The sequence below is a fragment of the Pseudomonas sp. L-22-4S-12 genome (genome assembly GCF_009799935.1).
In the GTDB taxonomy this organism is placed as follows: Bacteria; Pseudomonadota; Gammaproteobacteria; order Pseudomonadales; family Pseudomonadaceae; genus Aquipseudomonas.
This window is the reverse complement of sequence record NZ_WELL01000012.1, coordinates 1-15209: the sequence shown is the minus strand read 5'-3', so window position 1 is coordinate 15209 and position 15209 is coordinate 1. Positions and strand designations below refer to the sequence as shown.

Genomic DNA, 15209 nt, shown 5'->3' with positions numbered 1-15209 from the left:
ATGATGGATAGCGTACTGATCACCGGGGTTTCCTCCGGTATCGGCCTGGATTGTGTGCAGCTGTTGATCGACAGGGGCTACCGGGTGATCGGCACCCTGCGCCGGATGGAGGAGGCCGAGCGCCTGCGCCTGACCTTCGGCCCGGCCTTTGTGCCGTTGCTGCTGGACGTCACCGACCAGGCCGCGCTGCCGGCAGCGGTCGCGCGGGTGCGCCACTGGCTGGGTGATGCGCCGCTCTTCGCGCTGATCAACAATGCCGGCATCGCCTCGCCCAACGGCCCGCTGCTGCTGCAGCCGCTGGAGGAAATGCGCGGCATGTTCGAGGTCAACCTGTTTGGTCTGCTGGCCCTGACCCAGGCCTTCGCCCCGTTGCTGGGCGCAGGCCCCGGGCGGGCCGCGCGGGTGATCAACATCGGCTCGGTAGCGGGCCGCGTGGCAACCCCCATGACCGGCTGCTACGCGGCGACCAAGCATGCCCTGGAGGCGGTCAGCGATGCGCTGCGCGTCGAGCTGAGCGGCCGGGGCATCGAGGTGGTGCTGATCGAGCCGGGGCCCGTGCGCACGCCGATCTGGAGCAAGGCCCGGCCCGACCCGCGCTACGCCGCCGGCGACTATGCGCAGGCCATGGACGCCCTGCAGGCCCTGGTGGCGCGCAACGCCGAGCAGGGCGCGCCGGTCGGGCGGGTCAGCCAGGCGGTGCTGCATGCGCTGCAAGCCAGGCGGCCGCGAGCCCGCTATCCGCTGCACCCGATGTGGTACCTGGCGCGCTGCTTGCCGACTCGCCTGCTCGATCGTCTGCTGGCCGCTCGCCTGGCCCTCAGGCGATCGGCCTGAGCCGGCTCAGCTGTTCTTGCGCGGGACGATGTTGTGCTCGCTGCGCCAGGCGGCCGGCGGCATGCCGAACTGGGAGATGAACCAGCGGGTGAAGGAGCTGGGCAGCGAGTAGCCGAGCATGTCGGCGATGCGCGCCAGGGAGTAGCCGGGGTTTTCCATGTAGCGAATCACCAGATCGCGGCGCACGCTGTTGATCAGCTCGCTGAAGGTGGTGCCGCCTTCATCCTCCAGGCGTCGCTGCAGGGTGCGCACGTTCATGCCCTGGGCCTGGGCGATCTGCTCGATGGTGGCCCGGCCCATCGGCAACAGCAGGTAGATGGCCTTGCGCACGTCCAGCGCCAGCGAGTGTTCGCCGGCATTCTGCAGGGAGTCCAGATAGCGCTGGGCGTGGCGTGCCATGGCGGCGTTGGCCAGCGGGTTGGCGGTATCCAGGTTGGTCGAAGGGCAGACGATGCCGTTGAACTCGCTGCCGAACTCCAGCGGGCAGGCAAACATGCGCCGATGCACCGAAAGATCGGCCGGGGCCTCGTGGGTGAAGTTGACGCTGATCGGGTGCCAGTGCGCGCCGAGCAGGGCGGCGCAGAAGCGGTACATCACGCCGATGGCCAGCTCGATGGCCTGGCGGCTGTGGGTGGGGTAGTGGCTGACCACCTCCTCGCGAATGATCACCGTCTTGCCGGCTTCCTCGATATAGATCGCCAGCGAGTCGTTGAGCAGGTGGCGGTATTGCACGATCACCTGCAGCGCATCGCGCAGGCTGTGCTGGTGGCTGAGCAGCAGGCTGACCTCGCCGAAGTCGGAAAGCTGGCGCAGTTCGGCCATGCGCAGGCCGAGGGTCTCGCAGCCGCTCTCGCGGGCCGATTCTTCCATCAGGCGGATGGCCGCCTCTACCGGGATGCGCTGCTCGGGGTCGTTGAGCACGGACTGGCTCAGGCCGGCTTTGGACATCAGGGCGTGGGTGTTCAGACCGTACTGGCGGGCAACTTCCAGGTAGTTGGTCAATACGGCGGAACGGGCTTGGGCAGTCATGGTGGGGCTCGCTCTCGGGGCGGCTCTTGGTTGGCCGCGTGGCTTGGCAGGCTGATAGCTTATAAGACCTTAGTCATGAAATGAAAAGTACCTGGCAGCTAAAGCTAAGCGGCCGGCAGGGCGCGTTTCTACAATCCTGACCACCTTGCTGGGCTTAGCCACCCGGCGCGGCCACCCCCCGAAGGCCTGCGGCCATGGGGAAAACGACCTTCCGTCTCTGCCGGCGCGAACCCGCGCGGCGGCTGCGGAGTGCGATCCCGGTAGGCAGTCGCGCGGAGTCACGCGCAGGAGCAACGATGCGAGTCAACATGCCGCTCAGCGGCCGGGAGTCGAACTACCCGGCCGACCAACGTCTGATTTCCACCACCGATACCCAGGGCCTGATCACCTCCTGCAACGACCAGTTCGTCGCCGTCAGTGGCTTCAGCCGGGAGCAGCTGATCGGCAGCCCGCACAATCTGGTGCGTCATCCGGAAATGCCGGCGCAGGTGTTCGCGCAGATGTGGGAGTACCTCAAGGCGGGCAAGAGCTGGATGGGCATCGTCAAGAACCGCTGCAGCAATGGCGATCATTACTGGGTCAATGCCTATGTCACGCCGATTTTCGAGCAGGAGCGGGTGGTGGGCTACGAGTCGGTGCAGGTCAAGCCGGATGCCGCCCAGGTGCGCCGCGCCAGCGCCCTGTACGCGCGCCTGAACCAGGGTCGTGCGGCGGCCTCGCTGGGCGAGCGCCTCGGCGTGGCGGCGCGCTTCCTGCTGCTGCCGCTGCTCGGTGCGCTGCTGGGGCCGCTGCTGTTCCTCACCGACCATGCCGGCCTCGGTATCGCCCTGCTGGTGCTGGCCTCGCTGGGGCAGACCATCGCCACCCTGGGCTTCGTCAAGCGCGCCCTGCTGCGGGTGGCCCAGACCGCGCCCAAGGCCTTCGACAGCGAGCTGGTGGCGCACACCTACACCGACGACACCGGCGCGGTGGCGCGCCTGCAGCTGGTGCTGATCAGCGAGGGCGCGCGCATCCGCACGGCCCTCGGCGTGCTCGGCGACTATGCCACGCGCACCGCCAGCCAGGCCTCGCAGAACGGCCAGCTGGTGCAGCAGGCCGAGCAGGCGCTGCAGGCGCAGCGCATCGAGGCCGACATGGCGGCCACCGCGATGAACCAGATGGCCGCCTCGATCGGCCAGGTTGCCGTGCATGTGCAGCAGACCGCCGCGGAAGCGCGCCAGGTCAATCAGCTGTCGCAGGGCGGCACCCGTCAGGCCCAGCAGAGCCGCGCGGTGGTGGAGAAGCTGGCGCGCACGGTGGATGGCATCAGCGCCTCGGTGGCGGGCCTGGCCAGCGAGGCCCAGTCGATCCAGCAGGCGGCCAACATGATTCGCGCGATTGCCGAGCAGACCAATCTGCTGGCCCTCAATGCCGCCATCGAAGCGGCCCGTGCCGGCGAGCAGGGCCGTGGTTTTGCCGTGGTGGCCGACGAGGTGCGCGCCCTGGCCTCGAAGACCCAGGAGTCCACCGAGGCCATCCAGGCCATCATCGCCAGCCTGCAGGGGGTGGCCGGCCAGGCGGTGCAGATCGCCCGCCAGGGCAGTGAAGAAGCGCGTGCCGGGGTGGAGTGGGTGATCGAGACCGAGCAGGCGCTGGATGGCATCACCGCGGCGGTCGAGCGCATCCACCAGATGGCCGAGCAGATGGCCAGCGCAGCGGAGCAGCAGAACCTGGTGGCCGAGGACGTTTCACGGCAGATCAGCAACATCTCCATGGCCGCCGAGCAGAACGCCGCAGTCACCGCGCGTTCCGCTCAGCTGGGCGGCGAGCTGGAGGCCACCGCCCATTCCCTGCACGCGCTGGTCGCACGCTTCAATACCTGAGTGGATGGCGAACATGGATATGCGAGTGCCTCACGCAGAGGCGGGTTTCGGCCTGGGTGAGTTGGCCAGCGCGGTGTTCGACACGGCGGTCGATAGCATGGTCGTGATCGATGCGCGCGGCCAGGTGCGCGAACTCAATCCGGCCGCGGTGCGCACCTTCGGCTATGCCCGTGAGGAGCTGCTCGGGCAGAACATCAATGTGCTGATGCCCGAGCCCTATCACAGCCAGCACGATGGCTATCTGGCCAACTACCAGCACAGCGGCCGGCCCAGGGTCATCGGCAAGGGCCGCGAAGTCATGGGGCGGCGCAAGGATGGCAGCTGCTTTCCCCTGCACCTGAGCGTCGGCGAGCTGCAACTGGGCGGGCAGCGCCTGTTCGTCGGCATCTGCCACGACATCAGTGAGCGGCGAGCCCTGCATGAGCGCCTGACCCACCTGGCCAACTACGATCTGCTCACCGGCTGCCTCAATCGCCACCAGCTGCGCGAGTGCCTGCAGCAGGCGATGAATGCCAGCGACGAGAGCGGTCGCAGCCTGGCCGTGCTGTTTATCGATCTCGACGGCTTCAAGCGGATCAACGACCGCCACGATCATCAGATCGGCGACCGCCTGCTCGCCGATGTCGCCCAGCGCCTGCGCGGCGCCCTGCGCCAGGGGGACCAGCTGGCGCGGGTCGGCGGTGACGAGTTTGTGGTGATCGCGCCGATGGGCGTGCAGCACAATGAGCCGTTGCGCCTGGGCGAGCGCCTGATTGAGTGCATGCTGCCGCGCTTTCGGGTCGGCGGTCTCAGCCTGAGCGTGGGCGCGAGCCTGGGCATCAGCCTCTATCCCGGCGACAGCCAGGGCGTCGACCAGTTGCTCAACGATGCCGACCTGGCCATGTACCAGGCCAAGGCGGCGGGGGGCAATTGCCTGCGCATGTTCCAGCGCGAGTTGCGCAGTCGCACGGAGGCGCGTCTGCAGATGCTCGATCGCCTGCGCGAGGCCTTGAAGGAGGAGCGCCTGCAGCTGCATTACCAGCTGCAGTACAGGCTCGACGAGACGCCGCGCCCGGTGGGGATCGAAGCCCTGCTGCGCTGGCAGGATGCCGAGTATGGCCAGGTCCCGCCGGCAGAGTTCATCGGCCTGGCCGAGGAGTACGGGCTGATTGGCGCCATTACCCACTGGGTGCTGGAGCGTGCCTGTCGCGACAACCTGACGCTGATCCGCAGCGGCCTGCTCGACGTGCCGGTGGCCGTGAACATCTGCGGATCGACCTTCCTGCGCGAGGACTTCCTCGCCCTGATCGGCGAGTGCCTGGCGCGCAGCGGCCTGCCCAGCGAGCGCCTGGAACTGGAGATCACCGAGCGGGTGGCGGTGAGCAACATCGAGGAGGCGCTGCAGATCATCAACAGCCTGCGCGCCAGTGGCGTGGTGGTCAGCATGGATGACTTCGGCACCGGCTACTCCTCGCTCGGCACGCTCAAGCAGCTGCCCTTCGACCGGTTGAAGATCGATCGCAGCTTCATCGCCGGCCTGCCAACGGATGCCGTCGACCTGGCGATTGTTCGTGCCGCCGTGCAGGTGGCCGCCAGCCTGGGCATCGCGGTGGTGGCCGAGGGCATCGAAACGGCGGAGCAACTCGCCTGCCTGCGGGCCAGCGGTTGCGACCACGGCCAGGGCTACTGGCTCGCCAGGCCGATGCCGCTTGAGCAGCTGCAGGCACTGCTGCGCGCCAGGCAGACCTTGTCGGTTCGGGGCTGAGTCGCCCCGCCCAACACTGCTCGCAGACTTGTCCGCTGCACATGCCGGGGCAGGCCGTGCTGCGCCGCCCTCGGCGTGGCGTATGGCGGTTTGCCCGGCTGGTGTTCGTGCGGCCTGCGGCCGTTGCCCGGGGCTGTCGTCGCTGTATTTTTCATCTGTCATCAAATGAGAAATGGCTGACGTGAAATGTGAAGCGGGGTAGGGGAGAGAACCTTACTGTTGTTCACAACGACTTTCCGGCTGCCCGTAGGGCCGGCCCAACTGCAAAGGTGTCGATGTGGACAAGCTGCAAACCCATGCCACTGTGCTGATCGTTCCCGGCCTGCGCGAGCATGTGCCGCAACACTGGCAAACCCTGCTCGAGGCCAAGCTGAGCAAGGCGCGCTCGGTGCCGCCGCTGGAGGCGAACAAGCTGAGCCTGGATGCACGCGTCGAGGCCATCCAGCAGGAGCTGGAGCGGATCGACGGCCCGGTGATCCTGGTCGCGCACAGCGCCGGGGTGCTGATGGTGGTGCACTGGGCCGCCCGCCACGGCCGTCCGATCAAGGGCGCGCTGCTGGCCGCGCCGCCGGACATGGCCGCCACCTGGCCGGACAACTACCCGACCCCGGACAGCCTGCGCGTCAACGGCTGGGAGCCACTGCCACAGGGTCGTCTACCCTTTCCCAGCATTCTGGCCGCCAGCAGCAACGACTACCTGGCCAGCTTCGAGGCCGCCGCCGCCATGGCCGACGCCTGGGGCAGCGAGCTGCTGAACCTGGGTGAAGTCGGCCACCTGAACCCGGCCGCCGGCTTCGGCGAGTGGCCGCAGGCCGAGGCGCTGATCCGCCGGCTCGACAACTGAATACCTTTGCCGCCCGCGCCGGGCGCCGGAGGAATCCGGCAGTCGGCCCGGGCGGCAGCCTCACCAACCACCACCGTCCAAGCGTGGAGAAAGCTAGATGCACAATAACAACAAGCATCACCTTGCCTGCCTGCCGAAAAGCCTGCTGGCCTCGGCCATCCTGATGGGCCTCGGCCTCGGTACCGCCCAGGCGATGGAACTGGAGACCGGCAGCGAGGACTGGAACGTCCGCTTCGACAACACCGTCAAGTACAACTACGGTGTGCGCACCGAGAGCGCCGACAAGCGCATGCTGGCCACGCCGAACAACAACGACGGCGACTACAACTTCCGCAAGGCCGGTACCAACATCACCAACCGCGTCGACCTGCTCACCGAGCTGGACGTGGTCTACCAGAACAGCATGGGCTTTCGCGTCAGCGCCGCCTCCTGGTACGACAAGGCCTACGACAACACCGGCTCCAACTCCAATCCGTTCGTCAACGGCAACGATGCGGTCAGTGGCATGACGGGTGAGCATTTCCAGGTCGGTGGCTTTACCAATCGCGATGGCCTGGGCAACGGCAATCCGCACCTGAGCCGCTACGCCCAGCGCTACTACAGCGGCCCGTCCGGCGAGATTCTCGATGCCTTCCTGTTCTACAGCACCGAGGTCGGTGAGGAGTCGCTGTTCAGCGTCAAGGCCGGCCAGCACAACGTGTTCTGGGGCGAGACCATCCTCAACCCGGTGCACTCGCTGAGCTACGGCCAGTCCGGCCTGGACCTGGCCAAGCTGGCCGCTTCGCCGGGCACCGAGGCCAAGGAACTGTTCGTGCCGCGCGAGCAGTTGTCGACCAGCTTCACCCTGAATTCCGAGTGGACCTTCGGCGCCCAGTACTTCTTCAACTGGGATGCCGCGCGCCTGCCGGAGGCCGGCACCTACTACGGCACCTCCGACCTGCTCGGCGAGGGCGCGCAGTCCTTCCTGCTCGGCCATACCGCCCGTCCGGCCGGATTCTTGGGTAATGATGCGCTGACCAATGTGCGCCGTGGCGACGACAACACCCCCGGTGACAGCGGCGACTGGGGCGTGATGGCCAAGTGGGCGCCTGAGTGGCTGGACGGCACCCTGGGCTTCTACTACCGCAACACCTCCGACATCCTGCCGCAGGCCGTTCTGGATGCCCGCTCGCTGTCGCTGACCCAGGGCAGCTGCGTGGTGGCGCCGGGTGGCGTGGTCAGCGTGCCGGGCACCGGCGTCTGCCGCCTGGTCGATTCCCTGGCCGGCACCAGCTACAACCTCTCCTACGGCGACGACATCGACATCTACGGCCTGAGCCTGTCCAAGGAGTTCGCCGGGGTCAGCGTCGGCAGCGACCTGAACATCCGCAGCAACATGCCGCTGTCCAGCATCCCGGCACTGATCAGCGCCACCGGCCCGGGCGGTCTGGCCGCCGGCCTGGGGCACCCGGCGCTGGCTCCGCGCACCCCCGGAACCGGCGTGGTCACCGACCTGCCGGGCGAGGGCGACAGCATGGCCGCCACCGGCGATACCCTGCACTGGACCATCAACGGCCTGGTGGCCATCGCCGACACGCCTTTCTTCGATTCCGCCAGCCTGCTGGGCGAGCTGTACTACAGCAACCTGCTGAGCCTCGATAGCCAGAACGAGGCGCTGTACAAGGGCGAGGACAGCTACCGCGGCATCGACAAGCCGACCCGTGACAACTGGGGCCTGGCCGTCAACTTCACCCCGACCTGGTACCAGGTGTTCCCGGGCGTGGACCTCTCCGCACCGATGTCGATCAACGTCGGCCTCGACGGCGTTTCGCCGGTGGTCGCCGGCGGCGCCGAGGACACCGGCAACTACGCGGTGGGCCTGTCCGCGGCCATCTACAACCAGTACTACGTCGACCTCAAGTACGTGGACTCCTTCGGCGATGCCGAGAAGTGCGAGAACGGCGCCACCGACGGTGCCACCCCCAACGCCCTGGATGGCACCGAGCGCTACACCTGCTACGGCGGTGGCTACTCCTCCTTCTCCGGCGGCGGCGCCACCGGCGAGGATCGCGGCGCGCTCTACCTGACCTTCAAAACCACTTTCTGATCCACGAATTGCTAGCCTCTGAGCAGGAGAACAACAAGATGAAATTCGTGCACACCGTACTGGCTGCATCCCTCGCCCTGGCCGCAGTCCAGGCCCAGGCCGCCGTATCCGCCAGCGAGGCGGCCAAGCTCGGCCAGTCGCTGACCCCGGTCGGCGCCGAGATGGCCGCCAGCGCCGACGGTTCCATCCCGGCCTTCGCCGGCGGCCTGAAGACCGCCCCGGCCGACTTCAAGGCCGGCGACACCGTGCGTCCCGATCCCTTCGCCGGCGAGCAACCGCTGCTGGTGATCGACGGCAAGAACGCCGACCAGCACAAGGACCAGCTGACCGCCGTGACCTACGAGCTGGCCAAGCGCTTCCCGAGCTTCCGCGTCGACGTCTACCCGACCCACCGCACCGCCACCATGCCCCAGGCGCTGCTGGACAACACCCTGAAGAACGCCACCGGCGCCAAGTCGCTGGAAGGCGGCAACGCCATCGAGAACGTGCTGCCGGGCATTCCCTTCCCGATCCCGCAGTCCGGCGCCGAGGCCATGTGGAACCACCTGCTGCGCTACCAGGGTGCGGGTTACACCACCAAGTACGACTCCTGGAACGTCGACTCCGCCGGCGTCGCCACCCTGGCCACCACCGGCACCGCGTTCAACGCCTTCCCGATCTATGAAGACGCCAACAAGCTGATCGACGCCAAGGACACCTACTTCCAGACCAAGCTGTACTACAGCGGCCCGGCCCGCCGCGCCGGCGAGTCGCTGATGCTCAAGGACGCCGCCAACCCGCTGGAACAGCCGCGCCGCGCCTGGCAGTACCTGCCCGGCGTGCGTCGGGTGAAGCTGGCGCCGAACCTGGCCTACGACACCCCGAACCCGGGCACCGCCGGCTCCGGCACCTACGACGACATCTACGTGTTCAACGGTGCGCTGGACCGCTACGACTGGAAACTGGTCGGCAAGCAGGAAGTGTTCGTGCCCTACAACACCTACAAGCTCACCTACATCAAGGACCCCAAGCCGCTGACCACGCCGAACCACCTGGCGCCGGAATTCGTGCGCTGGGAGAAGCACCGCGTGTGGGTGGTGGAAGGCAGCCTGAAGTCCGGCATGCGCCACGTGTACGCCAAGCGTCGCTTCTACCTCGACGAGGACACCTGGAACGCCCTGGCCTCGGACCAGTATGACGCCGGCGGCAAGCTGTACCGCGGCTCCTACAGTTTCCTGACCCAGAGCTACGACGTCGACACCCCCAACACCGCGCCGCACGTGATCTACGATCTGGTGGGTGGCAGCTACAACATCAACGGCGTGGTCGGCCCGTACGGCGGCATCAAGTACATCGAGCCGCTCTCCAAGGCCCAGTGGTCGCCCGAGGCCCTGGCCGGCGCCGGCATCCGCTGAGTGCCGCCGGCGCCGGGTTCGCCCGGCGCCGGATACCCGCCGCCCGAGGGCGCGGGAAGGTTTTCCTGACCCTGCACGTAGGTTGCCGGTGCGTGACCGGCGCAACACCCGTGCGGGGCTTTTTTCAGATGAGGACGCGGTATGTGTGCTTTGCGAGGGTACGTGCGGCTCGCTCTGGGTGCCCTGTTGGCGTTGCTGGCAGGCGCTGCCTGGGCCAATGGCTATGTCGATGTGCTGGACCTGCCGGCCAAGCCCAGCGCGCTGGCCGTGCGCAGCCCGCTGCTGGACCTGGACCTGGCCGGCAACCGGCTGGTGGCGGTCGGCCAGCGTGGCCACATTGTCTATTCCGATGACGCCGGGCAGAGCTGGCAGCAGGCTGAAGTGCCGGTCAGCGTCGACCTCAATGCGGTGCACTTCGCCAACCCCAGCCTGGGCTGGGCGGTGGGCAACGACGGGGTGATCCTGCACAGCGACGATGGCGGCCGTAACTGGCGCAAGCAGCTGGACGGCCGGCAGATCGGCACCCTGCTGATCGAGCACTACGGCGCCCTGGCCCAGCTGGAGCCGGACAACGAACAGTGGGCCACGCTCGCTGCCGAGGGCGAGCGGCTGAAGGTCGAGGGCGCCGACAAGCCGTTCCTCGACGTGTGGTTCGCCGACGCCCAGACCGGCTTCGCCGTGGGCGTGTTCAACCTGATCCTGGCCACCCGCGACGGCGGCCAGACCTGGGACCCGCTGCAGGACCGCACCGACAACCCCATGGGCCTGCACCTGACGGCGCTGAACAGTACCGGCGATGCGCTCTACCTGGTCGGCGAGCAGGGCCTGCTGCGCCGCTGGGACGCCGAGACCAAGCGCTTCGCCGCCGTGCCCAGTCCCTACGAGGGCAGCTACTTCGGCGTCATCGGCAAGCCCGGCGAGGTGCTGGTCTTTGGGCTGCGCGGCCATGTGTTCCTCAGTCGCGACGGCGGGCAGAACTGGCAGCAGCTCGACAGCGGCCTGCAGGTCAGCATCACCGCCGCCACCAAGGACCGCGGCGGGCGCTACCAGCTGTTCACCCAGGCCGGTCACCGCCTGCAGGTGGAAGACGATCTGAGCCTGCGCCTGATGCCGCAGCAGGGCCAGGCGCCGGTCGCCGGCGCCGCGCTGTCGGCCAAGGGCGAGCTGGTGCTGGTGGGCGGTCGCGGCGTGCGCAGCCTGCCTGGCGAATAACGACAAGAATCGGAGCGAGTACCCGTCATGGGCAAAATCCAACAAGACACCTGGCCGGTGATCCGCGATCTGCGCGATTTCGATCCGCGCAGCGGCAACCGTCTCGAACGCCTGGTGTTCAACCACCGCGGGCTGTTCGTCCTGCTCATGGCGCTGGTCACCCTGGTGCTGGGCTACATGGCGGTGAACCGCCTGGAGCTCAAGCCCAGCTTCGAGAAGATGATCCCGCAGAGCCAGCCCTATATCCGCAACTTCCTGGAGAACCGCGCCTCGCTGCGCGGCCTGGGCAACTCGGTGCGGGTGGTGGTGGAGAACACCCAGGGCGACATCTTCGACCCCGAGTACCTGGAGACCCTCAAGCAGGTCAACGACAAGCTGTTCCTCGCCCCGGGCGTGGACCGCGCCTGGATGAAGTCGCTGTGGACGCCCTCGGTGCGCTGGACCGAAGTCACCGAGGAAGGCTTCCAGGGCGGCCCGGTGATGCCCGACAGCTACGCCGGCAAGCCCGAGGACATCGAGCAGCTGCGGCAGAACATCACCCGCGCCGGCATAGTCGGCAGCCTGGTGGCCAGCGACTTCAAGTCGACCATGCTGATCGTGCCGCTGCTGGACCGCGACACCGCCACCGGCAAGGGCATCGACTACCACCAGTTCTCGCGCATGCTCGAAGAGCAGCTGCGCGACCAGGTCGAGTTCGCCGGCGACAGCGCCGCGCGCGAGTCGGGCGAGGAGGGCAGCGGCAAGTACAAGGTCCGCGTGATCGGCTTCGCCAAGCTGGTCGGCGACCTGATCGACGGGCTGATCCAGGTGATGCTGTTCTTCGCCCTGGCGGTGGTCACCTCGATCGCCATCATCTACCTCTACACCCGCTGCATCCGCAGCACCCTGCTGGTGATCGGCTGCTCGCTGATGGCGGTGGTCTGGCAGCTGGGCCTGGTGGCCTGGCTGGGCTACGCCATCGACCCCTACTCGATCCTGGTGCCCTTCCTGATCTTCGCCATCGGCGTGTCCCACGCGGCGCAGAAGATGAACGGCATCATGCAGGACATCGGCCGCGGCACCCACAAGCTGGTGGCCGCGCGCTACACCTTCCGCCGCCTGTTCATCGCCGGGGTCACCGCGCTGCTGGCCGACGCCGTGGGTTTCGCCGTGCTGATGCTGATCGACATCCCGGTGATCCAGGACCTGGCCATCACCGCCAGCATCGGCGTGGCCGTGCTGATCTTCACCTCGCTGCTGATGATGCCGGTGGCGCTGTCCTACGTCGGCGTCGGCCGCAAGGCCGCCGAGCGCGCGCTGAAGATCGACAGCCGCGCCGCCCAGCACCGCGGCTTCGGCAAGCTGTGGGACCTGCTCGACCGCTTCACCACCCGCAAGTGGGCCACCGGCGCCGTGCTGGTGGCGCTGCTGCTGGGCATCGGCGGCTTCATGGTCAGCCTGCAGCTGCAGATCGGCGACCTCGACAGCGGCGCCCCGGAGCTGCGCGCCGACTCGCGCTACAACCGCGACAACGCCTACATCACCAGCCACTACGCGCTGTCCAGCGACCTGTTCGCGGTGATGATCAAGACCGCTCCCGAGGGCTGCCTGAACTACGGCACCCTGATCCTGGCCGACCGCCTGGCCTGGGAGCTGCAGCAGCATCCGGGGGTGCAGACCACGGTGTCGCTGGTCAACGCGGTGCGCCAGATCACCGCCGGCTCCTTCGAGGGCAACCCGAAGCTGGCCAGCATCCAGCGCAACCAGGACATGCTCAACTACGCGGCGCAGCAGACCTCGGTCAACGCCCCCGAGCTGTTCAACACCGACTGCTCGCTGATGCCGGTGATCGCCTACCTGAAGGACCACAAGGCCGAGACCCTCGACCAGGTGGTGGCCATCGCCGACAAGTTCGCCCGCGAGAACAGCACGCCGGAGCGCCAGTTCCTGCTGGCCGCAGGTTCAGCCGGCATCGAGGCGGCCACCAACATCGTGGTGCGCGAGGCCAACCGCACCATGCTGCTGTACGTGTACCTGGCCGTGGCGCTGTTCTGCCTGTTCACCTTCCGCAGCTGGCGCGCCATGCTGGTGGCGCTGCTGCCGCTGGTGCTGACCTCGATCCTCTGTGAGGCGCTGATGGTGGCCATGGGCATCGGCGTGAAGGTTGCCACCCTGCCGGTGATCGCCCTGGGCGTGGGCATCGGCGTGGACTACGCGCTGTACCTGCTCAGCGTGCAGCTGCATTACCAGCGCCAGGGCATGTCGCTGTCCGACGCCTACCAGAACGCCATCGCCTTCACCGGCCGGGTGGTCGGCCTGGTCGGCATCACCCTGGCCGCCGGCGTGGTGTGCTGGGCCTGGTCGCCGATCAAGTTCCAGGCCGACATGGGCATCCTGCTGACCTTCATGTTCCTGTGGAACATGCTCGGTGCGTTGATCCTGATCCCGGCGCTGTCGCACTTCCTGCTCAAGAGCAAGGCGTGAGCCAGCCGGGTGAGCGCCCGCTGCGGGCGCTTTCCTGGCACCACGCCCTGCGCCTGTGAGCGTGCCGGTGCTGAACCTGCCCATGCCCCTCGCCGAACTGCTACAGGCCGGCCGCCTGCCTGGCCGGCTTGGCTTGCCCTGGCTTGCCGGCTTGCTGCTGTGCCTGGGCGGTTCGGCCCTGGCGGCCGACTTCTCGGTCTGCGTCAGCGACGAGGAATTTCCGCCCTTCACCCATCCGCGCCACGAAAGCGAGCGTCAGCAGCTGATCCGGCGGGCAGCCGAACGCCAGGGCCTGCGGGTGGCGTTCGTCGCCCAGCCCTGGCGGCGCTGCCTGGCCGGGGTGCAGCACGATCTGTACAGCGCCGTGGCCGGCGCGGCCGCTACCGCGGAATACCGCCAGTTCATGGTTTTTCCGCTGCAGGCCGGTGAGCCGGATCCGCGGCGCGCGCTGGGCACGACACGGATCCTGGTATTTCGCACCCGCGACAGCCAGGCCGACTGGAATGGCCGGCGATTTCGCGGGCTCGACAAGCCGCTGCTGTATCTCTCCGGTCGCACGACGCTCAAGGTGCTGCTGGAGGGCATGGCCGTGCCCACGGTCGATACCGCGCGCAACTCCAGGCAGCTGGCGCTCATGCTGCAGAAGGGCCGTGGCAGCCTGGCGGTTGACCATGAACACCAGGTCGAGCGGCTGCTCGCCATGCCGGAGTTTCGTGGTCGCCTGGAAGTCCTGCCGGCCCCCCTGGCCGAAGGGGCCATCTACCTGGCCGTGGGCCGGCAGGTGTATGAGAGCCACAGCCAGACCGTCGAAGCCATCTGGAACGATATCGCTGCCGCGCTACCCATGAACGGCCCGCCGTCACCAGGGGCTCATCGTCCGCGCTGAACAACGGCGAGCATGGGTAGGTTGGCGTTGAGCGCAGCGAAGCCCAACAACCGGGGCAGGGTCGTTGGGCTTCGTCGCGTTGCTCCTCAACCCAACCTGCGACTCATCGCCTTGGCAACAGGCTATGGGGAAATAACCATGAAAAAGCTCTGTACCTGTTACGCGTTGCTACGCCGCGCTGTTGTTTGGCTCAAGCGTTCGCGGTGGCTGCTCTGGCTGTTCGTGGGAGCGAATTCATTCGCGATCAGGACCTACGCCGAGCTGCCTGTTTATCGCGGATAAATCCGCTCCCACCCGTCACTCTCGCTATTGCGGACATAAAAAAGCCCCGCACCAGGCGGGGCTTCAGCATTGCAGCTAACGCTTAGACCTGCACGGCAGGGATCTTGGCGTTGGCCGCGGCTTCGCGGAACTCGGCGATCTGGTCGAAGGAGAGGTAGCGGTAAACGTCGGCAGCCATGCTGTCGATGTCCTTGGCGTAGGTCATGTATTCCTCGACGCTCGGCAGCTTGCCGGTGATCGAAGCCACCGCGGCCAGTTCGGCAGAGGCCAGGTACACGTTGGTTGCGTCGCCCAGGCGGTTGGGGAAGTTGCGGGTCGAGGTGGAGACCACGGTCGAACCGGTCTGTACCCGCGCCTGGTTACCCATGCACAGCGAGCAGCCCGGCATTTCCAGGCGCGCGCCGGAGCGGCCGAAGATGCCGTAGTAGCCTTCCTCGGTCAGCTGGTGGACGTCCATCTTGGTCGGTGGCGCCAGCCACAGACGGGTCGGAATGCCACCCTTGACCTTGTCCAGCAGCTTGCCGGCGGCGCGGAAGTGACCGATGTTGGTCATGCACGAACCGATGAACACTT

11 protein-coding genes are annotated in these 15209 nt (G+C 67.4%); 9 read left to right on the top strand and 2 right to left on the bottom strand.

The genetic code is table 11. The features are described from left to right. The gene (locus F3I16_RS19930) at positions 1-834 is read left to right on the top strand and encodes an SDR family NAD(P)-dependent oxidoreductase (protein ID WP_160495272.1); all 834 of its coding nucleotides are present in this window, start codon (positions 1-3) and stop codon (positions 832-834) included. 6 nt (positions 835-840) lie between these two features. On the opposite strand, the gene F3I16_RS19925 is transcribed toward F3I16_RS19930, so the two are convergent. After that, positions 841-1863, bottom strand: a complete 1023-nt coding sequence (locus F3I16_RS19925) for an AraC family transcriptional regulator (protein ID WP_160495271.1) — start codon at positions 1861-1863, stop codon at positions 841-843. A gap of 296 nt (positions 1864-2159) precedes the next feature. Between F3I16_RS19925 and F3I16_RS19920 the strand changes: the two genes are divergently transcribed. The 8 genes from F3I16_RS19920 (at position 2160) to F3I16_RS19885 (ending at position 14354) form a co-directional block, all read left to right on the top strand. After that, complete coding sequence (locus tag F3I16_RS19920) at positions 2160-3725, top strand: PAS domain-containing methyl-accepting chemotaxis protein (protein ID WP_160495270.1); 1566 nt, start codon at positions 2160-2162, stop codon at positions 3723-3725. 25 nt (positions 3726-3750) lie between these two features. Then, positions 3751-5469: an EAL domain-containing protein gene (locus F3I16_RS19915; protein WP_160495269.1), complete on the top strand. Its 1719-nt coding sequence runs from the start codon at positions 3751-3753 to the stop codon at positions 5467-5469. Between the two features lie 277 nt (positions 5470-5746). Then, complete coding sequence (locus F3I16_RS19910) at positions 5747-6313, top strand: alpha/beta hydrolase (RefSeq protein WP_160495268.1); 567 nt, start codon at positions 5747-5749, stop codon at positions 6311-6313. Between the two features lie 97 nt (positions 6314-6410). Further along, positions 6411-8399, top strand: coding sequence for a DUF1302 domain-containing protein (locus tag F3I16_RS19905; protein WP_160495267.1), 1989 nt, complete (start codon positions 6411-6413; stop codon positions 8397-8399). A 38-nt stretch (positions 8400-8437) separates the two neighbouring features. After that, on the top strand, positions 8438-9793 hold the full coding sequence (locus F3I16_RS19900) for a DUF1329 domain-containing protein (protein WP_160495266.1): 1356 nt from the start codon (positions 8438-8440) through the stop codon (positions 9791-9793). A 141-nt stretch (positions 9794-9934) separates the two neighbouring features. Then, positions 9935-11005, top strand: a complete 1071-nt coding sequence (locus F3I16_RS19895) for a YCF48-related protein (protein ID WP_160495265.1) — start codon at positions 9935-9937, stop codon at positions 11003-11005. 27 nt (positions 11006-11032) lie between these two features. Next, complete coding sequence (locus F3I16_RS19890) at positions 11033-13468, top strand: RND family transporter (RefSeq protein ID WP_160495264.1); 2436 nt, start codon at positions 11033-11035, stop codon at positions 13466-13468. Between the two features lie 82 nt (positions 13469-13550). Next, a complete protein-coding gene (locus F3I16_RS19885) occupies positions 13551-14354 on the top strand; it encodes a hypothetical protein (RefSeq protein ID WP_160495263.1) in 804 nt (267 codons plus the stop codon). A gap of 364 nt (positions 14355-14718) precedes the next feature. Here F3I16_RS19885 and F3I16_RS19880 read toward each other — a convergent pair. Next, positions 14719-15209 (bottom strand): aconitase family protein (locus tag F3I16_RS19880; protein WP_256670247.1); only part of this gene is annotated, 491 nt, incomplete at its 5' end.

Excerpts from the sequence above, each read along its gene's own strand:
- F3I16_RS19930 (WP_160495272.1), top strand. The coding sequence starts at position 1 with ATGATGGATAGCGTACTGATCACCGGGGTTTCCTCCGGTATCGGCCTG.
- F3I16_RS19900 (WP_160495266.1), top strand. The coding sequence starts at position 8,438 with ATGAAATTCGTGCACACCGTACTGGCTGCATCCCTCGCCCTGGCCGCA.
- F3I16_RS19925 (WP_160495271.1), bottom strand. The coding sequence starts at position 1,863 with ATGACTGCCCAAGCCCGTTCCGCCGTATTGACCAACTACCTGGAAGTT.
- F3I16_RS19890 (WP_160495264.1), top strand. The coding sequence starts at position 11,033 with ATGGGCAAAATCCAACAAGACACCTGGCCGGTGATCCGCGATCTGCGC.
- F3I16_RS19885 (WP_160495263.1), top strand. The coding sequence starts at position 13,551 with ATGCCCCTCGCCGAACTGCTACAGGCCGGCCGCCTGCCTGGCCGGCTT.
- F3I16_RS19895 (WP_160495265.1), top strand. The coding sequence starts at position 9,935 with ATGTGTGCTTTGCGAGGGTACGTGCGGCTCGCTCTGGGTGCCCTGTTG.
- F3I16_RS19920 (WP_160495270.1), top strand. The coding sequence starts at position 2,160 with ATGCGAGTCAACATGCCGCTCAGCGGCCGGGAGTCGAACTACCCGGCC.
- F3I16_RS19905 (WP_160495267.1), top strand. The coding sequence starts at position 6,411 with ATGCACAATAACAACAAGCATCACCTTGCCTGCCTGCCGAAAAGCCTG.